General features: G+C 74.7%; 19 protein-coding genes. 14 read left to right on the forward strand and 5 right to left on the reverse strand.

What is annotated here, in order from left to right; translation table 11 throughout:
* Positions 1-222 precede the first annotated feature (222 nt).
* Together ABGB17_RS00265 and ABGB17_RS00270 are read right to left on the reverse strand one after the other, a co-directional pair.
* Positions 223-4,098: a tetratricopeptide repeat protein gene (locus ABGB17_RS00265; protein WP_347625600.1), complete on the reverse strand. Its 3,876-nt coding sequence runs from the start codon at positions 4,096-4,098 to the stop codon at positions 223-225.
* Positions 4,099-4,139: 41 nt separating this feature from the next.
* Complete coding sequence (locus ABGB17_RS00270; RefSeq protein WP_347625601.1) at positions 4,140-4,322, reverse strand: hypothetical protein; 183 nt, start codon at positions 4,320-4,322, stop codon at positions 4,140-4,142.
* A gap of 338 nt (positions 4,323-4,660) precedes the next feature.
* Between ABGB17_RS00270 and ABGB17_RS00275 the strand changes: the two genes are divergently transcribed.
* The gene (locus ABGB17_RS00275) at positions 4,661-5,224 is read left to right on the forward strand and encodes a TetR/AcrR family transcriptional regulator (RefSeq protein ID WP_347625602.1); all 564 of its coding nucleotides are present in this window, start codon (positions 4,661-4,663) and stop codon (positions 5,222-5,224) included.
* A 233-nt stretch (positions 5,225-5,457) separates the two neighbouring features.
* Positions 5,458-6,600: a cellulose binding domain-containing protein gene (locus tag ABGB17_RS00280; protein WP_347625603.1), complete on the forward strand. Its 1,143-nt coding sequence runs from the start codon at positions 5,458-5,460 to the stop codon at positions 6,598-6,600.
* Here ABGB17_RS00280 and ABGB17_RS00285 read toward each other — a convergent pair whose 3' ends face one another.
* On the reverse strand, positions 6,601-9,249 hold the full coding sequence (locus ABGB17_RS00285; protein ID WP_347625604.1) for a LuxR C-terminal-related transcriptional regulator: 2,649 nt from the start codon (positions 9,247-9,249) through the stop codon (positions 6,601-6,603). It abuts the gene before it with no gap.
* A 48-nt stretch (positions 9,250-9,297) separates the two neighbouring features.
* Complete coding sequence (locus ABGB17_RS00290) at positions 9,298-11,115, reverse strand: PT domain-containing protein (RefSeq protein WP_347625605.1); 1,818 nt, start codon at positions 11,113-11,115, stop codon at positions 9,298-9,300.
* Positions 11,116-11,809: 694 nt separating this feature from the next.
* Here ABGB17_RS00290 and ABGB17_RS00295 point away from each other — a divergent pair.
* The 3 genes from ABGB17_RS00295 (at position 11,810) to ABGB17_RS00305 (ending at position 13,778) form a co-directional block, all read left to right on the forward strand.
* The gene (locus ABGB17_RS00295; protein WP_347625606.1) at positions 11,810-12,115 is read left to right on the forward strand and encodes a TIGR04076 family protein; all 306 of its coding nucleotides are present in this window, start codon (positions 11,810-11,812) and stop codon (positions 12,113-12,115) included.
* Positions 12,112-13,314, forward strand: coding sequence for an LLM class flavin-dependent oxidoreductase (locus ABGB17_RS00300; RefSeq protein WP_347625607.1), 1,203 nt, complete (start codon positions 12,112-12,114; stop codon positions 13,312-13,314). Before ABGB17_RS00295 ends, ABGB17_RS00300 begins: the two co-directional genes overlap by 4 nt.
* Positions 13,315-13,433: 119 nt before the next feature.
* Complete coding sequence (locus ABGB17_RS00305; RefSeq protein ID WP_347625608.1) at positions 13,434-13,778, forward strand: transposase; 345 nt, start codon at positions 13,434-13,436, stop codon at positions 13,776-13,778.
* Positions 13,779-13,841: 63 nt separating this feature from the next.
* Here ABGB17_RS00305 and ABGB17_RS00310 read toward each other — a convergent pair whose 3' ends face one another.
* The gene (locus tag ABGB17_RS00310; RefSeq protein ID WP_347625609.1) at positions 13,842-14,573 is read right to left on the reverse strand and encodes a hypothetical protein; all 732 of its coding nucleotides are present in this window, start codon (positions 14,571-14,573) and stop codon (positions 13,842-13,844) included.
* A 468-nt stretch (positions 14,574-15,041) separates the two neighbouring features.
* Between ABGB17_RS00310 and ABGB17_RS00315 the strand changes: the two genes are divergently transcribed.
* From ABGB17_RS00315 to ABGB17_RS00355, 9 genes are read left to right on the forward strand one after another with little or no spacing between them, the layout of a single operon-like run.
* Positions 15,042-15,947, forward strand: coding sequence for a tryptophan 2,3-dioxygenase family protein (locus ABGB17_RS00315; protein WP_347625610.1), 906 nt, complete (start codon positions 15,042-15,044; stop codon positions 15,945-15,947).
* A 35-nt stretch (positions 15,948-15,982) separates the two neighbouring features.
* Positions 15,983-17,257 (forward strand): kynureninase, encoded by a 1,275-nt coding sequence (kynU, locus tag ABGB17_RS00320; RefSeq protein ID WP_347625611.1) that lies wholly within the window; start codon positions 15,983-15,985, stop codon positions 17,255-17,257.
* A complete protein-coding gene (locus ABGB17_RS00325) occupies positions 17,254-18,600 on the forward strand; it encodes an NAD(P)/FAD-dependent oxidoreductase (RefSeq protein WP_347625612.1) in 1,347 nt (448 codons plus the stop codon). Before kynU ends, ABGB17_RS00325 begins: the two co-directional genes overlap by 4 nt.
* A gap of 1 nt (position 18,601) precedes the next feature.
* A complete protein-coding gene (locus tag ABGB17_RS00330) occupies positions 18,602-20,113 on the forward strand; it encodes a 2-hydroxymuconic semialdehyde dehydrogenase (RefSeq protein ID WP_347625613.1) in 1,512 nt (503 codons plus the stop codon).
* On the forward strand, positions 20,110-20,538 hold the full coding sequence (locus tag ABGB17_RS00335; RefSeq protein ID WP_347625614.1) for a RidA family protein: 429 nt from the start codon (positions 20,110-20,112) through the stop codon (positions 20,536-20,538). Before ABGB17_RS00330 ends, ABGB17_RS00335 begins: the two co-directional genes overlap by 4 nt.
* Entirely contained in the window at positions 20,535-21,059 is a 525-nt protein-coding gene (locus ABGB17_RS00340) for a 3-hydroxyanthranilate 3,4-dioxygenase (protein WP_347625615.1), read from the forward strand. Before ABGB17_RS00335 ends, ABGB17_RS00340 begins: the two co-directional genes overlap by 4 nt.
* Complete coding sequence (locus ABGB17_RS00345) at positions 21,059-22,054, forward strand: amidohydrolase family protein (protein ID WP_347625616.1); 996 nt, start codon at positions 21,059-21,061, stop codon at positions 22,052-22,054. The genes ABGB17_RS00340 and ABGB17_RS00345 overlap by 1 nt, the downstream gene beginning before the upstream one ends.
* A gap of 54 nt (positions 22,055-22,108) precedes the next feature.
* Positions 22,109-23,350, forward strand: a complete 1,242-nt coding sequence (locus tag ABGB17_RS00350) for an amidohydrolase family protein (protein ID WP_347625617.1) — start codon at positions 22,109-22,111, stop codon at positions 23,348-23,350.
* A 42-nt stretch (positions 23,351-23,392) separates the two neighbouring features.
* On the forward strand, positions 23,393-24,682 hold the full coding sequence (locus ABGB17_RS00355) for an alpha/beta hydrolase (protein ID WP_347625618.1): 1,290 nt from the start codon (positions 23,393-23,395) through the stop codon (positions 24,680-24,682).
* The last annotated feature ends 13 nt before the right edge of the window (positions 24,683-24,695 follow it).

Genomic DNA, 24,695 nt, shown 5'->3' on the forward strand with positions numbered 1-24,695 from the left:
GCTCGTGGGCCCGATCTCCCAGGTCAACGGCCGGTGTCTCCGTCGCGGCGCCGGGCGCCGGCGGCCCGGCGCAAGGCTCCACACGGTGCCCGCGAAGCACCGGACCGTTGCTGGATCGGCCCGCGTTCCGGGCGGGCCGGGGGAGCACACCACGTACATCGGCAGTGGTGAATCACCTTCACTGATGTAATTTTCAGCAGCGAAAGTGATCACATCGCCGGTTCACCCACCGGGACGATCACCACGAGCGCGGCGTGCCATGAGCCGGGTCAGCGCGTCGGCGGTGCGGCGGGCGAGCTCGGCGGCCCTGGTGGTCTCGCCGGCGGCGCGCAGGTCGGTGGCGTACTGGTCGGCGGAACGGAGGGTGTCGATGTGGTCCGCGCCGAGCAGGCGGGCGCGGCGGTGGTAGGTGTCCTCGCTGAGGCGGCGCGCCCCGTCCCGGTCCCCGAGGTCGCGCAGCACGCGGGTCAGCAGGTCGGCGGCGCGCAGCGCCTCGGGGTGGTCCTCGCCGGACGTCGCGCAGAGCCGCAGCCAGGTGTCCCGCGCCCGCTCGGCCGCCAGCAGGGGGAAGCCCGCCGTCCAGAGGTCCCGGGCGTGGCTGTGCGCCGAGCCCAGGGTGTCCGGGTGGCCGGGGCCGAGCACCCGGGTACGGCGGCGCAGCGTGTCCTCGTTGAGACGCCGGGCCCGCTCCGGTTCCTCGTCCGCGAGCAGCAGGGCGAGCAGGTGCGCCGAGCGCAGGATGTCCGGGTGATCGGCCTCCAGCGCCGCGGTGAGCCCGGCCAGTGCCGCCTCGCACAGCTCCCTGGCCCGGCCGCGCAGGCCCTGGGTGTGCAACTCGGTGGCGAGGTTGTGCACCGACCGCAGCGTCTCGGGGTGGGTGGCGCCGAGCACCCGGCGGCGCGCGTCCACCACCGTCTCCAGCAGGGTGACGGCACGCGCGCTGACCTCGGGAGGCAGGTCGCCGCCGCGCGCGAGGGCCGACAGGCCGCCCGCCACGTTGTGCCCGGCGGCCAGCGTCGCCGGGTCGTCCGGGCCGAGCAGCCGCCCGCGCCGGTCGTGGACCTCCTCGTCCAGTTCGAGGGCCCTGCGGTGCGCGCCGAGGTCGTGGTGCGCCCGGGACAGCAGGCTCATCGCGTCGAGCACCGGCGCGGCGTCCGGCCCGAGGACCCGCAGCCAGCGGACGTACACGGCCGTGGTCAGGTCCAGCACGGTACGGGTGTCGCCGCGCACCGCGAGGTAGTGCAGCGCGTCCAGGTACAGCCGGTGGCAGGCGGGTTCGGCGGACCCCGGCAGGTCCAGCGCCAGCGCGTGGGGCAGCAGGCGGCCGTGACCGGGCCACGAGCACGGGTCGCGGGGGTCGCCGGGGTGGGCGCGGGCCAGCGCCGGACGCAGGTCCGGCACGGGCCCCGGGGCGGTGTCACGCAGGAACGCCTGGAGCAGGCCGTGCACGCGCAGCGCCGTGCCCTCGATGCGCAGCAGTCCGAGCCGGGCCGCGGCCTTCGCGGCGGCGGTGAGCCGCAGGCGGTCGCCCGCGACCGCGGGCAGGTCGCCGGGCAGGCCGGCCGCGCCGGCCGCCAGCAGGTCGAGCGGCACCGGCGCGTCGGCGAGGAACGCGCAGGCCCGCAGCAGGTCCACCGCCTCCGGCCGGACCTCCGCCAGGGAGCCCAGGCTCAGCGACCAGACGTCCGCCAGCGTGCGGCCGTACCCGGGCACCGGGTCGGTGTCCAGGGCGTCGGCCGTCCGGGACGCGAGCTCCTCGGCGTAGTCCTCGGGGTCCAGCGGCGCGTCCCGCAGGAACAGCGCCGCCTGCGCGACCGCCAGCGGCAGATGCCCCAGCGTCTCGGCGATCGGAACGGCCTGCTCGGCCGGCGAGACGGGCCGCCCGGCCCCGGGGCCGTCCGGCACGGCCTCGGAGCCTGGCGGCATGGCCTCGGAGCCGGCCCGCCTGGCCGTGGACCCGTCTCGTGCGCCCGGGGAGCCGGTCCGTACGGCCATGGAACTGCCCCGTGCGCTCGGAGGGCTGTCCCGCGCGCTCGGAGGGCTGTCCCGCGCGGCCATGGAACTGTCCTGTGCGTTCGAGGGGCTGTCCCGTGCGGCCGTGGAACTGTCCCGTGGGGCCGTGGAGCCGTCGCGCTCGCCGTCCGAAGCGGGGCGTCCGGTGAGGGGGTCGTCCAGGAGGGCGGTCAGCAGGGAGCGTGACTCCTCCGGCTCCAGGGGGCCGAGGGGGAACGGGGCGGCGAGGGCGGACCACTCGGGGTTGCGTGAGGTGATCAGCACGTCGGCGGCGTCGCTGGCCGGGACGTACGCCTGGATGGCTTCGGCGTCCGGCGCGTCGTCGAAGACCAGCAGCCAGCGGCCGTGGGCGCGCAGCGCGTCGAACAGCATGCCGCGCACCGAGCGCACATCGCCCTGGACGTTCAGCCCGAGCGCTCTCGCCATGCCGCCGAACTGCTCGCCGAGCAGCTCCGGCTGCGCCGCCGAGATCCACCACATGCGGGGGTACTCGGCGGAGAACCGGTGCGCGTACTCCAGCGCGAACTGCGTCTTCCCCGTGCCCGGTATGCCGTGCACCGCCACCACCGGGGGCCGCCCCGCCCGCATCAGGGCGTGCAGCTCCGCCAGCTCGCGTTCCCGCCCCACGAAGTACGGCACGCGCTGCGGCACGCCGGAGCCCGGCGCCCGCGGGTCCGGCCACGCCGCTCCCGGCTCGTCCGGGACGGCGGCGCCGGGATGCCCCGGCAGGTGGACGTGGATCGTGTGCCCTTGGTAGAACGCCTCGCCGTACTGGTCACGACTGTGGAAGGCAGCAGCCACGGACTCTCCGGGCGAAGCCGTGCCGGGGACGGCGGAGGCCGCGGGTCCGGAGGTGGCGGGCGGCGCGACGCTCCGGGCACCGTCCCCGGGGGCCGCGGATCCGGCGCCGGGGGCGACGGGGACGGGGAGGTCGTGGGCGGTGAGGAAGTCGGCGGCGGCGCGGGCGGCGACCCAGGTGAACCAGAGGCGGTCCTCCCGGGGGAAGAAGGCGCGGCCGGCGTACAGCAGGGCGCAGGCCACCACCGACGGCAGGTGGAGGTCCTCCCACTCGTCGGCCATGCCCGTCGACAGCGCCCAGGCGGACGTGGCCAGGCTGGTGCGCGTGATGACCTCGCTGAGGCCGTTCGGCACCAGCGCCCGGTGGCCGCGCGCCGGGTCGACGAGGAACTCGCCGAGCGCGACCCGCTGCGGCTCGGGCAGGCCGGGCAGGCACGGCGCGATCATCGCCATGACGAAGTGCAGGGGGTCGTGGGACAGCGGCGCGTCCGTGCCGAACCGCGACAGGTCGATGAGGCGCCGCACCGGCGGGCGTGCTTTCCGGTCCGCCGAGACGATGACGTTTCCGGGGTGCAGGTCGCCGTGCGCGTTGCCGGTGAGCACCTGCAGCAGGACGTCGGCGGCGGGCCCGTCGCCGTCCAGCAGCACCAGCGGGTCGGGCACGACCGGGCCGCCGCCGGGCCGGGGCCGCGCGTGGTGCGCCGGGTCGCGCACCCACTCACGGATCTTGCCGCCGGGGGCCACCCGGTCCCCGAGTACCGAGGTCAGGAACGCCGGGACGGTGCGCTCGGCCAGACGCGGCCCGCCGGGGTTCCACCCGCCGAGGACGAGCGCCATGACGTCCGCGCAGACCGGCGCGACGTCGCCGAACGCGGCGAGGCCCTCCTCCAGGGGCCGGGACAACGGCTCCAGGCCGCGGAACCGCCCTCCCGCGATCTCCTGGAAGAGGATGTAGCCGTCCCCGTCGACCGGTATGGGATCGAAGGGCTGCTTGACCAGATGCTTGTCCCGGAACGCCGGCGGCGATGCGACGAGCGCGTCCGCGTGCCGTCCCGGCTCGGGAGGGATGCCGGTTCCGGGCGGGTGCAGCTTGACGATGACCTTGATCGGCTTGGCCCCCCGCCGGGCGGCGTACGCGGCCAGCAGGCTCGCCTTGGTGTTCCCGCGCCCCGACCAGGACACCGGCCGCAGCTCGGTGTTGGTGAACTCCATCCACGCACGCAACGCGGATCGGTGCGGCTCGTCGATGAGGTCGAGGATCGGCCGCGCGTCCTCAGGCTCGTCCACCGGCCCGCTCACCGGCGGCCGAGGAGGACGGGCGTCATCGGTCACGCGCCGCTGGGAGAGGAACGGTCCAGGCCGGCGTCAGGGTCGTCACGGTTGCCGGACGCGCCGTCCGCGGGCAGTCCGAGATAGCGGTTCCAGCGGCGTCCGTCGAAAACCTCGAGATCGCCGGACTCGGTGAACCGTACGTCCCCCGCCTCGTGGCCGGAATCGTCCCGCATGCTCATGTCTCGCAGTATGCCGTTTTATCCGACGCGGTGACCCTGTTCCTCGAAGGTCGGCATGACTGGGAGTGAGTGCTCACTCATTGACAGAGTGAGTGCTCACTCCGTACGGTTTCCCCATGATGAGCACAGGCGACAGCAGGGGCAGGACCCCGGACGCGGACATGGCCACGGACACGACCCCGGATACGACCATGGGCAGGGCCGCCGGTACGTCCGCGGACGGGCCCGCCGGTACGTCCGCGGACAGGGCCGCGGGTACGTCCGCGGACAGGGCCGCGGACCGGAGTGGGGACAAGCGGCGGCGAGCACCCGCGATGAGTCCGAGGCAACGCAGGGACATGATCGTTCAGGCGGCGCTGCCGCTGGTGGCGGAGTACGGGGCGGCGGTGACCACCCAGCAGATCGCCCGTGCCGCCGGGATCGGGGAGGGGACGATCTTCCGGGTGTTCGCGGACAAGGACGAGGTGCTGGACGCCTGCCTGGCCGAGGCGATGTCCCCCGACCGGGTGCTGCGGGAGCTGGTGTCCATCTCGCTGGACCAGCCGCTCGCGGACCGCCTGGTCGAGGCCATCGAGGCGCTGCACGCCCACCTCGGCCGCATGGGGGCCGTGGCGGGGGCGCTGATGGCCTCGGGCAGGCGGCCACGGCGGGACCCGCTGGCGTCCGGCGAGGCGCGGCCCGGTCTGGACCGCGAGACGTCGCTGGCCACCGTACGCGACGCCCTGGCCGAGCTGTTCGAGCCCGATCAGGACACCCTGCGCCTCTCCCCGGAGCGCTCGGCCCAGGTCTTCATGTTCGCGGCCTCCTCGGCGGGCCGCCTCGCCGGCCAGGGCGTGCCGTCCCTCACCTCCGCCGAGATCGTCGACATGTTCCTCCACGGGGCCCTCGCCGCCGGGAGGTGAAAGTTTCCGGAGTGCGGGACGGACCGCCCCGGCGTCACCTGTGGCTTCCGTCGGGGAAGCGGCGGACGAGCGGCTGGTTCTGAAAATAGTTTGGACGGACGCCTAACATATTCGCCACGGTCGCCGGGCGCCCCGGCGTCAGGACCAGCGCGGGTGCCGTGGCACAGGGCGCGGGCGACGACGGTTCTTCGCGATCCCCGCGCGCGGCGAGCGGCGGGTGGAAGGAGTCGGCGATGCCCATCCGACGAACGGCCGCCGTACTGGCCGCCCTGCTCGTCGCCGTGGCGGGAGCGGTGTCGGTCACCACGAGCGCCCTGGCCGCCGCCGGGTGCCAGATCACCTACCGGGTCGCGTCCCAGTGGCCCGGCGGCTTCAACGGCGAGGTCACCGTCCGCAACGTCGGCGACCCCGTCACCGCCTGGACGCTCCGCTGGTCGTTCTCCGGAGACCAGCGGATCACCCAGGCGTGGAGCGCCACGGTGACCCAGAGCGGCGCGCAGGTCACCGCGGCCAACGCGAGCTACAACGGGAACCTCGGCACGGGCGCGTCCACGACGTTCGGGTTCAACGCCTCGATGAGCGGCACGACGAACTCGGTACCCACCGAGTTCACGCTGAACGGCGTCGCCTGCACGGGCGCCACCACGTCCCCGACCCCGAACCCCACCCCCACGCCGTCCGGCCCGGGGAACCAGCTCTGCAACTCCGGCGACTCGGTGACCATGGGCAAGTACTGGATCAACAACAACCTCTGGGGCCAGAGCAGCGGCACGGGCCGGCAGTGCATGTGGGCCGGGTCCACGAGCGGCAACACGATCTCGTGGGGCACGAGCTGGACGTGGAGCAACTCACCCAGCCAGGTCAAGTCGTACGTCAGCTCGGTGCTCGGCTGGCACTGGGGCTGGAAGGTGCCGGGCAGCGGCCTGCCCGTCCAGGTGTCGGCCAACCGCAACGTGAACACCACCTGGAACTACGCCCTGACCCTGCAGGGCGGCACCAACACCTTCAACGTCGCCTACGACCTGTGGCTGCACCCGAACTCCACCCCCAACACCGAGAACCCCTCCGACGAGGTCATGATCTGGACCTACCGCGGCGGCGGCGCGTCGCCCGTGGGCAGCCGCCAGGCCACCGTCACCATCGCCGGCACCACGTGGGAGCTGTGGCGCGGCAACGTCGGCTGGGAGGTCTTCTCGTTCGTCCGCACCGGCAACGCCACCAGCGTGCAGCTCAACCTGCGCGACTTCCTCAGCGTGCTGGTCTCGCGCGGCTGGCTCTCCTCGTCCAAGTACCTGACCAGCGTGCAGGCGGGCACCGAGGTGTTCGTCGGCCAGGGCCGCCTGGACACCACGGCGTACTCGGTCACCGTCTCCTGACTACCGCAGGTCGCGCCGGGCCTCGGGGAACATCCCCGCGAGCTCGGCGCGGCCGCTCACCCCGAGCTTGTCGTAGCTGTTGTACAGGTGGTTGCCCACGGTGCGGGCCGCGATGCCGAGGGCCGCGGCGATCTGCACGTTGGTCTCGCCCTGCGCGGCGCGCAGCGCGATCTGGTACTCCCGGCGGGTCAGCACCGGCGCGCGGGTCAGGTCGAGCGCCGGGGTGCGGGCGCCCTCACAGGCGGACGCCCAGCGCGCCGCGTGCCACGCGGAACGGCTCGCCGCGCCGCTCGCCCCCCGGTCCCGGTGCACCCCGCCGGCCTGCGCGGCGGCCTCGGCGGCGAGCAGTGCGGCGCCGAGGGCGGCGAAGTCCGCCGCCACCGCGTCCAGCGCCCGCCCGTCCCGCGCGGCCAGGGCCGCGGCGTGCCGCGCGTACAGCGGGGGCAGCGGGCCCTCCAGTGTGGCGGCCAGCTCGGTCAGGCGGGGCAGCGCCCGGCCCGGCTCGCCGGCCCGTACCAGGTCGTGCAGCAGCGGCGGCTCCCACGAGTGCGCCCCCATGCTGCGGGCCCGTCCGGCCGCCGCCTCGCCGATGGCCGCCGCGGTGGCGATGTCGCCCTCGGCCGCCGCGACGGCCGCGTCCGCGGCGTCCAGGGTGAAGGCGAACACCGCGAAGGCGCCGCCGTCCAGCGAGCGCGCCTCCGCCAGCAGGCGGCGTGCGGCGGTGAGGTCGCCCAGCAGCACCAGGGCGTGCGCGAGCTCGGCCATGCCGATGTGCCCGAGCGGCTGGGCGTCGCTCTCGCGGAACAGCCGCCTGGCGTCCTTCAGGTGGCGCACCGCCGAGCGCAGCCGCCCGCGCAGCCGCGCCGAACGGCCGAGGGCCACCGCCGACAACGCGGTCGCGTACGACCAGGCCGTCGGGTTGCCCACCATGGTGCCGTGCCAGTCGCGCGCGGCCGTCTCCGCCTCGCGCAGCTCCCCGGCGAACTGCAGGGCGTAGATGGCGCCGAACGCCGGGATGCCCCGCAGCCAGGGGTAGACCGCGGCGTGCGCCTCCATCCGCGCCAGCGCCTCCCGCCCGGTGTCGCGGGCCTCGGCGGTGCGCCCGGTGAACGCGTTGATCGTGCCGCGCGCCGCCAGCAGCACCGTCTCGCCCGGCGCGCTCAGCGGCGGCAGCGCGGCCAGCTCGCCGGCGAGCCGCAGCGCGGCCTCGCACCGGCCGACGTACGTCAGCCACGCCACGTACGTGGGACCGAGGTCGTCCCGCCAGGGGGAGTCGAGCACCGCGGGCGCGGCCTCCTCCATGCGCGTGACGCCTTCCGGCACCCGGCCGAGGCCCCACACCATGTTGACCCCGCGCAGGAAACGCAGCCGCACCAGGCCGAGGCGGTCGGCGCACGGCGGCGGCGCGGCGTAGAACTCCTCGGCCTGCTCGGGCCGCCCGCTGAACAGCAGCAGGTCGCCGAGCAGCGGCACGGCCTCGGTGCTGCCCGCGGTGACGGCGGCCGTGACCAGGCGCTTGGTGAGCGGCAGATCGTGCCCCGCCCACGCCTGCCGGGCCGCGGCGACCAGCGACTCCGGCGGCGCCGGGGTGCCGCTGTCCAGGCGCCAGAGCGCGACCCGCAGCGGGTCCTCCCGCCGCCGGGCGCCGTGCCGGGCGATGGCCTCGGCGAGCTCGGCCTGGCAGGCCCGGGCGCGGGTGACCGGCAGCGCCGACCTGATCACGTCGCCGTGCAGCGGGTGGGCCAGGCGGGCGTGCAGCCGCTCGCCGTCGCGGTCCACCCGCACCAGGGCCGAGCGCTCCAGCTCCTCCACGGCCTCGGGGGAGGTGAGGCCGGTGAGCAGGGCGAGCCCGAGGGAGTCGGCGAACGACAGCAGCTCGACGGCACGGCGGCGGTCGCCGTCCAGCGTGCCGACCCGGGCGTGGATCAGCTCGCGCAGCCGCGGCGAGGCCGTCCAGCGGCCGTGCCACCACCACACGCCGTCGCGTTCGGTCAGCGCCCCGGTGCTCTGGCCGGACTCCACCAGCTCGCGCAGCAGCAGGGGGTTGCCGCGGGCGGCCTCCCGGAGCCGGGCCAGGGTGGCGTGCTCGATCTGGCCGCCCAGCGCGGCGGTGAGCGCCGCCTCCACGTCGGCATCCGGCAGCGGGGCGACGTCGACGCGCCGCAGCACCCGTTCCTTCCACAACGCGGTCAGCGTGCGCGGCGCCGGCTCGCCGTCCCGCACCGACACCACGACCCGGGCGGTGCGGGACCTGGCCAGGTCGGCGAGCAGCAGCACCGACAGGTCGTCCAGCAGGTGGGCGTCGTCCACGCCGATCACCAGTGTGCGACCGCCCGCCGCGGCCCGCAGGGTGTCGGCGGCGTGTTGCACCGGGTTCCACATCGGCGGCGTCTCGGCCGGCGGACGCGGCAGCACGCGGTACATCGCGCCGAACGGGATCGGCGTCCCCGCCGCGTAGGCCACCGTGCGCAGCACCTTGACGTCGCGCCCGGACCGCGCGAGCCGGTTGAGGACGTGCCGCATCAGCTCGGTCTTCCCGGTCCCCGCCTGGCCCGCCAGCGCCACCCCGGCCTCGTCCCGCCCGCGCAGCGCCGCCAGCACGGCACCGGTCTCCCGCTCCCGGCCGACGAACGGCCACCCACCGCCCATGCCGGGATTCTAGGGCGACCCTCCCCTCGCCAGGGGCGCTCACGGAGGTCAGCGAGCGAGCCGTTCCGCACGCCTCGCCCTCAGCACCACGTACAGCCAGGTGATCATGGAGAGCGCGCCGAAGCCCAGGAACAGCAGGAGCATCGCCACGACCTCGGCGGCGGTGGGAGCCTCGGTGGTGTCGATCAGCGTGAGGTACACGAAGCACGCCGCGGAGGGGACGAACACCGCGAACCATGCGGCACGGTTCCACGTGAAGAGATGGTGACCGTCCAGGAACCGCAGGGGAAGCAGGCCGAACACCACTGTGCTCAGCACGGTGAGCGTGGCGGTGCCGAGGAACAGATCCGCCACCCGCGCCACCTCGGCCTGCACGCCGGGGACGGCGCCGCTCATGAGCCGGTCGACCCGCGCCCACGCGGCCCACGACGCTGCGCCCGCCGCCAAGGTGAGCACCGACGCCCACAGGATCGCCCGCGCCGTCGCGGCCCGCGCCGCGACGGCGGCACCGGTGACCTCGAACACCGCGATCAGGCCGTAGACGTAGCCCGGCTTGAAGGCCGCCACCCGTGACAACACGGCGCAGACGACGGCGACGGCCAGCGCGGCGGGCAGCACCCGCATGACCGTGGCCCGCACGCCCCGCACCGTGAGCGCCCGGGGCACCCAGCCGTAGGTGATCGTGGTCACGAGGACGGCGAGGAAGAACGCGGCCGCCAGCGCGACCATGTTCGCCGGGGAGAACCGGCCTTCCGGGAACAGGTCGGCCGAGGCCACGGTCAGCAGGGCGGCGGACACGGCGGTGAACAGCATCAGCTTGGCCCGCGGGGTGAGCCCTTTGAGGAGTGGGTCGCGCTGCCCGGTGTTCTCCTCGACCGACTTGTTGAAGATGTCGGAGGGGAACCCGACCAGCGGCAGCAGGAAGAACGGCGCCGTCACCAGCAGCGCCAGCAGCAGCGCCGCCGCCAGCGCCAGCAGCCCTTTCACCGGGTCCAGCCGGAAGTCGTGCGCGGACGCGAGCGTCAAGGGGATCTCGAACCGGGCGACCGCCCCCGGCGGGGGTTTCCCCGGCGTCGCCGACGGCTCGGGCGTGCCCCCCGCCGCCGGATCCCTGGACGCGTCCGGCGAGCTACGCCCCCCGGCCCTCCCCGCCGCGGACGGCCCCGGCGACCCCGGCCCGCCCTGTCCTCGCGCGACCACCTGGAACCGCGCGCCCGGCGAGGTGGTCCCCCCCGAGTGCACACACCGCGTGGCGACGAGATGCACGCCCGGCCGTGCGCCCTCCGGCACCTCGACCCGCATGACCAGCCCCGCCTCCGCGGTGGTCACCCCTTCTTTGAGGAACTTCCCGTCCCACAGCACCTCGGCCGGCCCGTCCTCCGCCGCCCGCCGCACCCCCGCACCCGTCCACGGCCCGCCGGTGCCGTCCATCCACCGCATGCCCACCGGCCTGACGGCCCCTCCCCGCCCCACCCCGCCGGCGGTGCCGCCCTCCGTGCTCACCGGCCGCGCGGCCGCTCCCCGGCCCCCGCCGCCGGAGCCACCCCCGGGCGCCGCCGCCGGCCCGCCGTCGCCTGCGCCGCCGTCGCCGGTCGGGCCCGCGGACGGTCCCTCCGTGGGTTCTGCCGTCGGGCCGTCGGTGGGCCCGTCCGTCGGCCCCGCGGTCGGCTCGTCGGTCGGCTCGTCCGGGGTGGGGCAGTGGAGGGTGGGGTGGCGGACCTCGATCGAGGTACCGGGCGGGCCCTGCGTGGGGGAGAGTGACGGCGGGGCGGTGCCGAGGGTGCCAGCGGCTCCCAGGCAGGCAAGGGCCGCGCAGGCCGCCGCGGCCGTTCGTACCAGAGATCGTGCGGTCCTCGTCCCCGTCAACGCGGGTTCTCCTTCCGTGCGCGGGATCGCGTGGTCCGGCACCAGCGAGTCTGCGCCACGATCGCCGGTGCTGTCCTCGGTTTCGGTCACTCTGCTCCACCACCCGTGCGCACACGGTGACACCACCGGAGCCGCACGCGGACCACCGGCGGAAGCCGGTTACTGTGCGGGGGCGGCCCGCCCACGCGCGGCCGTGGACGGTGGAAGGAGGTCCGGGATGGCGACCGGACACAGGCACGGCGACCCGGGCGAGACCGCGGGCGCCGGGGACGCCGTGGCCTCAGGGGCTGCTGGGGCTAAAGGGGCCGGAGTCGTTGGGGCTGGGGCCGTTGGGGCTGGGGCCGTTGGGGCTGGGGCCGTTGGGGCTGGGGCCGTTGAGGCTGGGGCCGTTGAGGCCGGGGCCGCTGGGGCCGGGGCCGCTGGGGCCGGGGCCGCTGGGGCCGGGGCCGTTGAGGCCGGGGCCGTTGGGGTCAGGGCCGTTGGGGTCAGGGCCGTTGGGGTCCGAGGGGCTAATGGGTCCAGTGGGACGGATGGGACTCATGAGAGCAGTGCCGCTGGCGCCGATGAGGGTGCTGGGACGGCTGGGGTCGTTGGGGCCGATGCCATTGGAGTGGCCGGGGTCGCTGGGGTCATTGGGGCCGATGAGACCGATAGGTCTGATGGGGCTCAGGAGGTTGATGGTGCCGGTGGGGACATGGAGCTCTACGACCTGCGTGTCCGGGTGGACCGGATCGAGGGGCGGTCGGTCTGCGGGATGCGGGTCGGGGACTTCTTCGAGCTGACCGAGAGCGCCCATCTGACGCTGCCGGAGGGGCGGCACTTCTGCGTGTACGCGCTGGCGGCGGTGCTGCCGTTCCTCGCGGCCAAGCAGCGTGACCTCGCGGCAGGGGACTGGCTGGCACGGGACGCGTTGTTCGCCTGCCCCGACCCGGAGGAACGCCTGATCATGCGCGTGGAGCGCACCGCCCGGCGACGCATGAACTCGGCGGACCTGACGTGACCGCGACCGCGAGTGAGCCCTGGCCGCAAGGCGCCGAGGTGTCCGGTGGCGGCGTCTGGCCGGGGCGCGAGGCCGGGGTCGGGCTGGGGTCGCAGGGTGCCGAGGTGTCCGGTGGCGGCGTCTGGCCGGGGCGCGAGGCTGGGGTCGGGCTGGGGTCGCAGGGTGCCGGGGTGTCCGGGGGGCATTTCCGGAGGGGGGCCGAGGTTGGGCTGGGGCTGCAGAGTGACAAGCGGGCCGGGGACTACGCGCGGCTGGCTCGGCGGGCCGCGGAGCATGGGTTCGATGTGCTTAGTGTGTTCGGCGACCTGATGTACCAGCCGCCGATCTTCCCGCTGCTGGAGATGGCCGCCGCCACGAGCCGTGTGCGTCTCGGCGCGGCCTGCCTGAACCCCTACTCGATGGCGCCGTACGAGATCGCCGGGCAGGTCGCCGCCCTCGACCTGGCCTCCGGCGGCCGCGCCTACCTGGGGCTGGCCCGCGGCACCTGGCTGGACGCGGTCGGCATCGCCCGGCCGCGTCCCCTGGCCACCCTGGAGGAGGCCGCCGAGGTCGTCTACCGGCTGTTGCGCGGCGACGACTCCGGTTACGAGGGCACGGTGTTCCGGCTCGCGCCGGGCACCGCGCTCCGGTACGCCGTGCGGCGGCCCGACCCGCCGTTGCTGCTCGGGGCCTGGGGGCCGAAGGGGGCGGCGCTCGCCGGGCGGATCGCCTCGGAGATCAAGGTCGGCGGCAGCGCCAACCCGGCCATGGTGAAGGTCATCGGGGACCGGGTGCGGCCGGGTGAGCTGGCCGCGGGGCGGGCCGCCGGGGACGTCGGGGTGGTGCTCGGCGCCGTGACGGTCGTGGACGCCGACGGCGGGGCGGCCCGGGCGCGGGCGAGGACCGAGGTCGCCATGTACCTGGCCGTGGTCGCCGGGTTGGACCCGACCGCGGACCTGCCGCGGGACCTGGTGGCCCGCGTGTCGGCGCTGGTGGACGAGGGCAGGCACGAGGAGGCCGGCCGGCTGGTGCCGGACGACGTGCTCGACCTGTTCGCGTTCTCCGGCACCCCGGACCAGGTGGCCGCCCAGGCGCAGGCGCTGATCGACGCCGGGGCGCGCCGCGTCGAGTTCGGCACCCCGCACGGCCTCACCGACGACGCCGGGGTGGACCTGCTCGGCACCGCCGTCCTGCCGTCCCTGCGCCGCGAGCCCGCCTGAGCTTGTTCCTCGTCGTCCGCATCGTTGTGTCGAGCGGCGGGTTGATCGTTTCGCGGACAGCAGGGCGGCCTTGAGTGATCATGTGCGGTGTCGCTGCCGATCGCTCCATGGCCGTGAGGGTGCGGCTGCTGAACGATGCCGCCTGTGTCGAGTCCTCCAGGGTGTTGTCCCGGTTCCGGAACGACGTCTACGCCTGCCTTCGCGCGCGGGCCGATGCGTTGTTCGAACTGACCGACGCGCTGTTGTGCGCGCCGGGGCCGGTGCACTCTCCGGTGGATCTGACCTTGTCACCGGAGTACCGGCGCGGGCACGGCGCCTTGTACGGCGGGCTCAACCACGGCTGGATCGACGATCCCCAACCGCCGATCCGCCACCCGCTACGACGTCGGCAGGACCGTCGAACGCGGCCGCACCCGTGCAGCCCTACAACAACCCGGACGATGAAGAACAAGTCAGGCGTGTGAACATCCCGGCGCAGCCGAGGCGATCTCGTGCTCGGCCGCGCCGACGTGCCTATGAGGTAGCGATCAGCCGGCCCGGCCGTCGGGGTCGGACCTCGTTCCCGTGTCGAACGTCGCCGTCACGGGCGCGGTGCTCCAGTCGCTCACCTCATCACCCCTGGCGGCGCGCAGCAGCCGCGCCTGCACGACGTCCATGAGCTGGTCGGCGCCGGGCAGGAACTCCGGGCCGTTGACGAAGTGCATGACGGCCCCGACGACGTCCTGTCTGTCGTCCTCGTCGAGGTCCTCGGCGTCGAACGGCCTCCAGCCCGTCGCGGTGGCCGCCGCGAGAAGGCGCGCAGGGTCGTGGACGTGCACCTCCAGCAGGCTGATCGTGCGTACGACCGGCCCTGGGAAGCCGTCGAGGCGGGCGTCGCCCGGCGTGCGGCTCTCGAGGTCGCCACCGAGGCCGGCCGAGTCGCCGCGGCCCCGCCGCAGGGACTCCCACGTGGCGGCGAGCTCGGGGGCGTCGGCCCAGGTCCCGTTCACGACATCGGCCAGCGCACGGCGGAAGGAGGCGGCGGGCGCGTCGGGCAGAGCCGCGGCGATCCGCTCCGACTCGGCGCGGGCGGCGGGGCCCAGGCCGTTCTCCAGCACCGAGGAGAGCAGGTAGGCGGCGTGCTGAGCGAGGGCGGGATCGGTGCAGGTCAGGACGGCATGCAGGGTCGCGGGCCGGCCGGAGCGCTCGACGAGGGCGTGCACCCTGCTCTTGGCGCGGGTGTGCTCGCAGTGGAAGGCGCGAGGGACGGCAGAAGTCATGACGGGTTCTCCATCAACGTGAGGTGCGTGGAAAACCGCTGGTGGGCGCGGTACGGCCACGCCCCCTGACGGAGAAGTCCTGCCCGCTGGTGCTGCTGGTACGGCCAGCTGCCCGGATCGGTGTTCGCATCGTACCGCTTGGTGTAGTTCTCGGTGACTATGCGTGAGGGTGGGCTCGTGCGGATGAGCGCGTCGCTCGAACGAGTCGAACCACAAGACCTCGCAACGGGGAGTTGAGCAGGTCGGCCACCCCCAAAGGCGTTGTTCGTCAGTCCAGACGCGCGCAACGGTCTGGTGGACAAGGAACAAGCTGAGTTTGCGTTCGTTAAGTCAGAACCGCCACGAGCGGGGCATGTACCGGTTGATGGGCACATATACCTTTTGATGGTTATTCAGACGATCTAAGGACCTGCGGGAGGATCGAAAAGGACAGAGCACACCACGGCCGACAGAGGAGGCGAGTGGCACGTGGACGGCACCGAGATGAAGATCCGGGCGGACGTCGCGACCCGCGTACGCCCCGTCAGCGCCGAGGAGCGCGACGTGCGGGCGACCGCCAACGCCGGAGAGCCGACCCTGGAGTTCGCCGAGGCGCTCCCGTACGACGCCTACGTGCGGGCGGCCACGCTGCACACCCTGCAGCAGCCGCTGGGCGAGGACCCCGGCGAGATGTCCTTCCTCATGATCAGCCAGATCATGGAGCTCTACTTCGGCCTCACCCGCTTCGAGGTGGCCGAGGCCGCCAAGGCGCTGCGCGCGGACGACGTGTGGGGCGCCCTGCGCCCGCTGCGCCGGGCCGCGCTCGACCTGGAGGGCCTCAACGCGGCGTGGCGCGGGCTGCGCTGGATGACGCCGTCCGACTTCAACAGCTTCCGCGATCTGCTCGGCGAGGGCTCGGGCTTCCAGTCCGCGATGTACCGGCGGCTGGAGTTCGCACTCGGCCTGCGCAACGCCGCGCTGGCCCGGCCGTTCCGCGGGCAGCCGTCCGTGCACGCCGAACTGGTCCGCGACCTGCGGGTGCCCAGCCTGTGGGACGAGGTGATCGCGCTGCTCGCCCGCCGCGGCTTCGCCGTCCCCGCCGAGCTGCTGGACCGCGACCTCACCCAGGCGCACGAGGTGCACCCGGCCGTCGAGGCCGCCTGGGTGGAGATCTACCGCGACGACACCCCCGGCAACCACCTCCGCATGCTCGGCGAGGCCCTGTCGGAGGTCGCCGAGCGGTTCTCCGACTGGCGCTACGAGCACCTGAAGGCGGCCCAGCGGGCCATGGGCGGCAAGGCGGGCAGCGGCGGCTCGGCCGGGGTGGCGTGGCTGCGCCGCGGCCTGGACCAGGTGGTGTTCCCCGAGCTGCTGTCCGCCCGGACCCTCATGTGAGCCGGACGCCGGAGCGAGACGCGACGGGAGGCGCGATGACGTACGGCGAGGACGAGGCGCGGCGGCTGGACGCCGGGGACCCCGGGCAGCGGGAGCTGTTCCACGTCCCGCCCGCCACGGGCGGCCGGTACCCCGAGACCGCGTACCTGGCCGGCAACTCCCTCGGACTGCAGCCCCTGGCCACCCGCGGCGAGCTGCTGGCCGACCTGGACGCCTGGGCGCGGCTCGGCGTGGAGGGCCACCTGGAGGGCCCCCGGCCGTGGCTGCCCTACCACGAGTACCTCACCGCACCCGCGGCCCGGCTCGTCGGCGCCCTCCCCGAGGAGACCGTGGTGATGAACTCGCTGACGGTCGACCTGCACCTGCTGATGGTGTCGTTCTACCGCCCCCGGGGGGCGCGGCACCGCATCGTCATCGAGGACACCGCCTTCCCGTCCGACGGCTACGCCGTGCGCAGCCAGGCCCGCTTCCACGGCCTGGACCCCGACGAGGCCGTGGTGCGCCTGCGCCCCCGCCCCGGCGAGGACACCCTGCGCACCGAGGACGTGCTCGCCTACCTGGAGCGGGAGGGCGAGCGGGTGGCGTTGGTGCTGCTCGGCGGCGTCAACTACCTGACCGGCGAGCTGATGGACATCCCGGCGATCACCCGGGCCGGCCGCGCCGCCGGGGCCGTGGTCGGCTGGGACCTGGCGCACGCGGCGGGCAACGTGCCCCTGGAGCTGCACGACTGGGACGTGGACTTCGCCGCCTGGTGCTCCTACAAGTACCTCAACTCCGGCCCCGGGGGCCTCGCCGGCGTGTTCGTGCACCGCAGGCACCTCGGCGACCCGGCGCTCCAGCGGTTCGAGGGCTGGTGGAGCACCGACGCCGCCACCCGCTTCGAGATGGCGCCGGTGTCCCGGCCCCCCGCCCGGGCGGACGCCTGGCAGGTCTCCAACCCGCCGATCCTCGCGATGGGCCCGGTGCGCACCTCGCTGGAGATCTTCGACCGGACCGGCATGGCGGCCCTGCGGGCCCGCAGCGTGCGGCTCACCGGCTACCTGGAGCGGCTGCTCGACGAGGTCACCGCCACCCGCCCGATCACCGTGATCACCCCGCGCGACCCGGCGCGGCGCGGCGCCCAGCTCTCCCTGCGGGTGGGCCGCGGCGCGGGCGAGCTGGCCAAACGCCTGCGGCACGAGCACGGCGTGATCGCCGACGCGCGCGAGCCGGACGTCCTGCGCGCCGCCCCGGTGCCGCTGTACTGCGCCTACCATGACTGCTGGCGCTTCGCGGACGCGCTGGCCGAGCTGGTGGAGGAGACCCGATGAAGGGTGAGGTCGCGATCGTCGGCGCCGGGCTCACCGGATGCCTGCTGGCATGCTTCCTCGCGCGGCGCGGCCACCAGGTCACCCTGTACGAGCGGCGCGACGACCCGCGCGGCCGCACGCCCGAGCGGGGCCGCTCGATCAACCTGGCCCTGTCGGAACGCGGCCTGGACGCGCTGCGCCGCATCGGCCTGGACGGCGTGGTGCTCGCGGGCGCGCTGCCGATGCGCGGCCGCATGGTCCACCCGGTGCACGGCACGCCGGACTTCCAGCCGTACAGCGTGCGCGGCGACCGCGCCATCAACTCGATCGGCAGGGGAGCCCTCAACGACGCCCTGCTGGAGGCCGCGACCGCCCAGCCCGGGGTGCGGGCCGTGTTCGGCCACCGCCTCACCGGCCTGGACCCCGAGACCGGCGAGATGGTCTTCCAGACCGGGGACGGCGAGGTGAAGGCGTCGGCCCCGGTGGTGCTCGGCGCGGACGGCGCCGGCTCGGCCGTGCGCGCCGAGCTCAAGCGGTACGGCACGCTCACCGAGGACGTCGACTTCCTGGAGCACGGCTACAAGGAGCTCACCGTCCCGCCGCGCGACGGCGACTTCGCCCTCGACCCCGGCGCGCTGCACATCTGGCCGCGCGGCACCTCCATGGTCATCGCGCTGCCCAACCCCGACCGCTCCTTCACCTGCACCCTCTTCTGGCCCGGCGAGGGCCCCGGCGGCTTCGCGTCCCTGGACGACCCCGGCGCCGTGGAGCGCCACTTCCGCGCCGAGTACCCCGACCTGGTGCCGCTGGTCCCGGACCTCGCCGCCGACTACCTGCGCAACCCGGTCGGGGTCCTCGGCACGGTGCGCTGCGCCTCCTGGCACGCCGCGGGCCGGGTGGGCCTGGTCGGCGACGCCGCGCACGCCATCGTGCCGTTCTACGGCCAGGGCGCCAACTGCGCGTTCGAGGACGTCGTGGTGCTGGACCGCTGCCTGGACGACACCGGCGGCGACTGGTCCGCGGCCCTTCCGCTGTTCGAGGCGCGGCGCCGCGAGGACACCGAGGCCATCGCCCAGATGGCCCTGGCCAACTTCATCGAGATGCGCGACAAGGTCGCCTCGCCGCTGTTCCTGCTCGGCAGGCGCGCCGAGCACGCCCTGGAACGCGCCCTGCCCGGCCGGTACGTTTCCCGGTACGAGCTGGTGTCGTTCTCGACCGTGCCGTACGCCCGGGTGCGGCGCCGGGTGCGCCGGCAGCACCAGGCGGTCGCCGCGCTGGCCGCGGCGGCCACGCTGGCCCTCGGCGCGCTCGCCGTCCGGGCCGCGTCCCCGGGGAAGAGAGCGAGGAGCGGGAGGAGCGCATGACATGACCGCGACGGTGTGGGGCCCGGAACTGATGGCGGGACGGCCGGCCGCCGTCCCCGCCCCTCTGCTCAACTTCGTCGGCGGCGCGTTCACCGCGGGCGAGTCCACGTTCCCCAAGGTCAGCCCGGTCACCGGCGAGACCCTGTTCGAGGTCGCCGAGTCGGGCCCGGCCACCGTGGACGCCGCGGTGGAGGCCGCCCGCCGCGCGCTGCGCGGGCCGTGGGGCCGTACCTGCGAGCGGGAACGGGCGGCCGTGCTGCGCGGGATCGCCGACGGGCTGGAACGCCGCTTCGACGACCTGGTCGCCGCCGAGGTCGCCGACACCGGCAAACCGGTCGCGCAGGCCCGCACGCTGGACGTGCCGCGCGGCGCGGCCAACTTCCGGGCGTTCGCCGAGATCGCCGTCACCGCGCCCGGCGCGTCGTTCGTCACCGCCACCGCGGGCGGCGGCCGGGCGCTGAACTACGCCATACGCAAGCCGGTCGGCGTGGTCGCGGTCGTCGTGCCGTGGAACCTGCCGCTGCTGCTGCTCACCTGGAAGGTCGCCCCAGCCCTGGCCTGCGGCAACGCGGTCGTCGTCAAGCCGTCGGAGGAGACGCCGTCCTCGGCCACCGTGCTCGCCGAGGTGATGGCCGACGCGGGCGTGCCGGACGGCGTGTTCAACCTGGTGCACGGCCACGGCCCCGGCGCCGCGGGCGAGCTGCTGACCCGCCACCCCGGGGTGGACGCCATCACCTTCACCGGGGAGTCCGCCACCGGCGCCGCGATCATGCGGGCCGCCGCGGACGGCGTGAAGGCCGTGTCGTTCGAGCTCGGCGGCAAGAACGCGGGCCTGGTGTTCGCCGACGCCGACCTCGACGCCGCGGTGGCCGGCTCGGTGCGCTCCACCTTCACCAACGGCGGCCAGGTGTGCCTGTGCACCGAGCGCCTGTACGTCCAGCGGCCGGTGTTCGAGGAGTTCGCCGAGCGCCTCGCCGCGCGGGCCGCGGCGCTGGAGTTCGGCTGGCCGTCCTGCGAGACGACCGCCACCATGCCGCTCATCTCCCGGGAGCACCGCCGCAAGGTGCTCGGGTACTACGACCTGGCCCGCGAGGAGGGCGCCGAGGTGCGCACCGGCGGGGACGTGCCGGAGTTCGGCGACGCCAGGGACGGCGGGGCGTACGTGCGGCCCACCGTGCTCACCGGCCTCGGGCAGGACGCCCGCACCAACCGCGAGGAGATCTTCGGCCCGGTGTGCCACATCGCGCCGTTCGACGACGAGGACGAGGCGTACGCGCTGGCCAACGACAGCGAGTACGGCCTCGCCGCCACGGTGTGGACCCGCGACGTCGGCCGCGCGCACCGGGCGGGCGCCCGGCTGGACGCCGGCCTGGTCTGGGTGAACACGTGGTTCCTGCGTGACCTGCGCACGCCGTTCGGCGGGGTCAAGGCGTCCGGCGTCGGCCGCGAGGGCGGCGTGCACTCGCTGGACTTCTACTCCGAGCTCACCAACGTCTGCGTGGACATGTCATGAGCGGGCGGGGACAGATCGTGCCCGGCAAGGCGGTGCCCCGCGGCCGGTTCCCGCACGTCAAGGTGGCCCGCGGCTTCGTGTTCGTGTCCGGCACCTCCGCGCGGCGCCCCGACGGCACCGTCGCGGGGGCGGCGGCGGACGCGATGGGCACCACCACGCTGGACATCAGGGAGCAGACCCGCGCGGTGATCGGGAACGTCCGCGACATCCTCCGCGCCGCAGGGGCCGACCTCGGCGACCTGGTGCAGATCACCACCTACCTGGTGAACATGAACGACTTCGGCGGCTACAACGAGGTCTACGCCGAGTACTTCGACGAGGGCGGCCCCACGCGGACCACCGTCGCCGTGCACCAGTTGCCCCACCCGCACCTGCTCATCGAGATGCAGGCCGTGGCCGTACTACCGGAAGGGAACGAGGCATGAGTGACATCGCCGGCCCGGTGAGCTTCCCCGGCTGGATCGAGGAGAACCGGCACCTGCTCAAGCCCCCCGTGGGCAACAAGGAGATGTTCCCCGGCGGGTCGGACTTCATCGTCATGATGGTCGGCGGCCCCAACCAGCGCACCGACTACCACGTGGACCCCTACGAGGAGTTCTTCTACCAGATCAAGGGCACCATGCACGTCAACCTCATGACCCCGGACGGGCCGGAGACCGTCCGCATCGGCGAGGGCGAGATGTGGATGCTGCCCGGTGGTGTGCCCCACTCGCCGCAGCGTCCCGAGCCTGGCTCCATCGGCATGGTGGTGGAGCGGGTGCGCGAGGAGGGCACGCTGGAGCGGTTCCAGTGGTACTGCCCCTCGTGCGGCGCGCTGGTGCACGAGGTCGAGCTGCAGGTCCGCGACATCGTGAAGGACCTGCCGCCGGTCTTCCAGGCGTTCTACGACGACGAGACGGCCCGCACCTGCGAGCGGTGCGGCGCCCTGCACCCGGGCAAAGGCTGATGCGCGTGATCGACGTGCACACGCACGTCGTGCCGAAGGGCTGGCCGGACCTCGCCGCGCGCTGCGGCGGCACCGGCTGGCCCTGGCTGCGCGTCGACTCCGAGCGGGACGCGATGATCATGGTGGGGGAGACCGAGTTCCGGCCCGTCGGCCCGCGGTGCTGGGACGCCGGTGTCCGGCTGGCCGACATGGACGCCGACGGCGTGGACGTGCAGGTGGTCTCGCCCACCCCGGTGTTCTTCGGCTACGAACGCCCGGCCGGGCAGGCGGTCAAGGCGGCCCGGATACTCAACGACCTGACGCTGAAGGTCACCGCCGCCGGCGGCGACCGGCTGGTGCCGTTCTGCCAGGTGCCGCTGCAGGACCCCGACGCGGCCTGCGCCGAGCTGGACCGCTGTCTCGCCGCCGGGCACGCGGGTGTCGAGATCGGCAACCACGTGGGCGACCGCGACCTCGACGACGCGGGCGTCGTGACGTTCCTCCAGCACTGCGCCTCCGTCGGGGCGCCGGTGTTCGTGCATCCGTGGGACATGCCCGGCGGCCCGCGGCTGGACCGGTGGATGGCCCGCTGGCTCACCGGCATGCCCGCCGAGACCCACCTGTCGATCCTCGCGCTCATCCTCGGCGGCGTGCTCGACCGGGTCCCCGAGTCGCTGCGGCTGTGCTTCGCGCACGGCGGCGGCAGCTTCCCGTTCTGGCTGGGCCGCGCCGACAACGCCTGGCACCGCCGCGGCGACGTGGTACGCGGCCGCTCCGCCCACCCGCCGAGCCACTACACCCGCCGCTTCTCCGTGGACACCGTGGTGTTCGACCCGGCGGCCCTGCGCCTGCTCGTGGACACCATGGGGGAGGACCAGGTCATCCTCGGCAGCGACTACCCCTACCCTCTCGGTGAACGCCCGGCCGGCCGGGTGGTGCACGAGGCGGGCTTCCTCACCGAGGACCAGCGCGGCAAGCTGCTGTCCGGCAACGCCCTGCGGTTCCTCGGCCGATGAAGTTCACCGCCGTGAACATTTGTTCACGGTATTGAGCCCTGGTAGAACTGGCGCATGGATTCCTTGCTCACCGGCTGCACCGTCGTGGACGCCCGGGTTCTGGACGGCACCGGGCCCCTGACCGGCGCCGCCGTGTGGGTGCGCGGCGACCGCATCGCCGCCGTCGGGCCCGCCGCCGACGTCGCGGCCGCGGCGCGGGCCGCCGGGGACGTGCGGGAGATCGACCTCGGCGGGGCGTACGTCACCCCCGGGCTGGTGAACATGCACACCCACCTGTCGTTGTCGCTGCCCGGCCAGGGCGGCGACGCGGTCAAGGACATGGGGCCGCACGAGCTGGCCCTCTACATGGCGGACGGCGCCCGCCGCACCCTGCTGTGCGGCGTCACCACCGTGCGCTGCGTCGCGGAGAAGGACCACGCCGACTTCGCCCTGCGCCGCGCCATCGAAGCGGGCCGTGTGCCGGGGCCGCGCGTCTACACGGCGGGCCGCGCGCTGGTGTGCACCGGCGGCCACGGGCACGAGGGGTCGGACACCCTGGAGTGCGACGGCGCCGACGGCCTGCGCCGCGGGGTCCGCAGCCAGGTCAAGGCCGGCGCCGACCTGATCAAGGTGATGATCTCCGGGGGCATCGCGGGCGAGCACGAGCAGATCGGCACCCGGCAGCTCTTCGCCGACGAGACACGCGCCGTCATCGAGACGGCGCACTCCTGGGGCCGCAAGGTCACCGCGCACGCCGGCCCGGCCGAGGCGATCGCCGAAGCGGTGGAGCTCGGCCTGGACTGCGTGGAGCACGGCTACCAGATCACCGCGCCGGTGGCCGCACTGATGGCGTCGCGCGGCACGGCCCTGGTGCCGACACTGCTCGTCACCCGGTGCGAGGAGTTCTTCGCCGAGCTCGGCGTGCCCGAGTGGATGCGCCGCCGCTCCCTGGACGCCGGCCCCCGCCACCTGGAGAGCTACGCGCTGGCGCTGGCCGCCGGGGTCGAGGTGCTGCTCGGCAGCGACATGCCGCCGTTCTGGCCGTTCGAGGGCACCAACGCCACCGTCCGCGAGCTGGAACACATGGCGGACGGCGGCCTCGGCCCCGCCCGCGCCCTGTACGCCGCCACCCTCGGACCGGCGCGCTGGCTCGGCGCCGACGCCGATCTCGGCACCGTCGAGCCCGGCAAGTACGCCGACCTCGTCGCCGTGGACGCCGACCCGTCGGCCTCCGCGTCCGCGTTCCGCGGCGTGCGCTGGGTGATGAGCGGCGGGCGCGTCGTGCGCGACGACGCGTCCGGCTGGGCCGTCCTGTGAACCTCCGGATGTGAGCGCGGGTCCCGGGGGTATGCGGTGAACATGCGAGAGCCAGAAGCAGCGGCGGTGCACGTGGTGGTCGTCGCCGGGCCGGGGACGACCGCCGACCGCGGACTGCTGCGGCAGGTCGCCGAGACGGAGTGGCGGTCCCTCGGCGTGGAGGGACGCCTCGTCGTGGCACCCGGCGCCGCCGCCCTCTGGGACGTGCTCTCGACCGCGGGCAAGGACGAACACTGCGCGCTGGTCGCCCTGCACGGCCCCGACCCCGCCGTCCGCCCCGTCCAGTCCCGCCCCGGCCCGCACGCCGCCCGCACCGTCTGGTACGACACCGGCGTCCCCGGCGCCACCGAGGTCGCCCCAGGCTCGGCCCGCATGGCCGGCCGCGGCCTCTGGGGCGTCACCTGGGCCGTACGCCACGCCGTCCACCGCCTGCGCCACCCGGCCCACCGCGTCCCCTACGGCCCCGCCGAGGACCAGTGGGCCGACCTGCGCCTGCCCTCCGCCTCCGGTTCCGCCTCCGCCTCCGGTTCCGCCTCCGCCTCCGGTTCCGCCTCCGCCTCCGGTTCCGCCTCCGTCTCCGGTTCCGCCTCCGGGCCCGGTTCCGGTTCCGGTTCCGCCTCCACTTCCGCCTCCGCCGCCACGCCCGGTGGCGGCTCCGTCCCGGCCGTGATGCTGGTGCACGGCGGCTTCTGGCGGTCCGTCTGGGGTGCCGACCTGATGGACGCCCTGGCCGTGGACCTCACCGCCCGCGGCTACGCCACCTGGAACCTGGAGTACCGCCGCCCGGACCGGCACGGCTGGCAGTCCACCACCGCCGACGTCGCCGCCGGCCTCACCGCCCTCACCCGCGCCGGACCCCGGATCGACCCGGGCCGGATCGCCGTACTCGGGCACTCGGCAGGAGGCCAGCTCGCGCTGCGGCTCGCGGCGGACACGTCCGCGAGGTCCAGCGACGCCGAGGGCACGGCCCGGGTGGCGCTCGCGGTGTCGCTGGCCGGGGTGGCGGATCTCACCGAGGGCGACCGCCGCCGCATGGGGGCCGGGGCGGTGGCCGCGGCGCTCGGCGGTTCGCGCGACGAGGTGCCCTGGGTGTACGCGGCGGCCGACCCCCTCACCCGGCTGCCGCTCGGCGTGCCGCAGCTCGTCGTGCAGGGCCGCGACGACGACCTCGACCTCGTCGACATCGCCCGCCGCTACGCCGCCGCCGCCCGTGCCGCGGGCGACGACGCCGTCCACCTCGAACGCCCGGGCGACCACTTCGCCGTCATCGACCCCGCCGCACCCATCTGGCACGCCACCGCGGACGAGATGGCCCGCCGGCTCCACCCCTGACCGACGGGCGCGC

The organism is Sphaerisporangium sp. B11E5, assembly GCF_039871875.1.
GTDB lineage: Bacteria > Actinomycetota > Actinomycetes > Streptosporangiales > Streptosporangiaceae > Sphaerisporangium.

Bases quoted from the DNA above. Each gene is read 5' to 3' on its own strand.
- ABGB17_RS00270 (WP_347625601.1), bottom strand. From the start codon at position 4,322: ATGAGCATGCGGGACGATTCCGGCCACGAGGCGGGGGACGTACGGTTC.
- ABGB17_RS00275 (WP_347625602.1), top strand. From the start codon at position 4,661: ATGATCGTTCAGGCGGCGCTGCCGCTGGTGGCGGAGTACGGGGCGGCG.
- ABGB17_RS00280 (WP_347625603.1), top strand. From the start codon at position 5,458: ATGCCCATCCGACGAACGGCCGCCGTACTGGCCGCCCTGCTCGTCGCC.
- ABGB17_RS00285 (WP_347625604.1), bottom strand. From the start codon at position 9,249: ATGGGCGGTGGGTGGCCGTTCGTCGGCCGGGAGCGGGAGACCGGTGCC.
- ABGB17_RS00295 (WP_347625606.1), top strand. From the start codon at position 11,810: ATGGAGCTCTACGACCTGCGTGTCCGGGTGGACCGGATCGAGGGGCGG.
- ABGB17_RS00310 (WP_347625609.1), bottom strand. From the start codon at position 14,573: ATGACTTCTGCCGTCCCTCGCGCCTTCCACTGCGAGCACACCCGCGCC.
- kynU (WP_347625611.1), top strand. From the start codon at position 15,983: ATGACGTACGGCGAGGACGAGGCGCGGCGGCTGGACGCCGGGGACCCC.
- ABGB17_RS00325 (WP_347625612.1), top strand. From the start codon at position 17,254: ATGAAGGGTGAGGTCGCGATCGTCGGCGCCGGGCTCACCGGATGCCTG.
- ABGB17_RS00330 (WP_347625613.1), top strand. From the start codon at position 18,602: ATGACCGCGACGGTGTGGGGCCCGGAACTGATGGCGGGACGGCCGGCC.
- ABGB17_RS00335 (WP_347625614.1), top strand. From the start codon at position 20,110: ATGAGCGGGCGGGGACAGATCGTGCCCGGCAAGGCGGTGCCCCGCGGC.
- ABGB17_RS00340 (WP_347625615.1), top strand. From the start codon at position 20,535: ATGAGTGACATCGCCGGCCCGGTGAGCTTCCCCGGCTGGATCGAGGAG.
- ABGB17_RS00345 (WP_347625616.1), top strand. From the start codon at position 21,059: ATGCGCGTGATCGACGTGCACACGCACGTCGTGCCGAAGGGCTGGCCG.
- ABGB17_RS00350 (WP_347625617.1), top strand. From the start codon at position 22,109: ATGGATTCCTTGCTCACCGGCTGCACCGTCGTGGACGCCCGGGTTCTG.
- ABGB17_RS00355 (WP_347625618.1), top strand. From the start codon at position 23,393: ATGCGAGAGCCAGAAGCAGCGGCGGTGCACGTGGTGGTCGTCGCCGGG.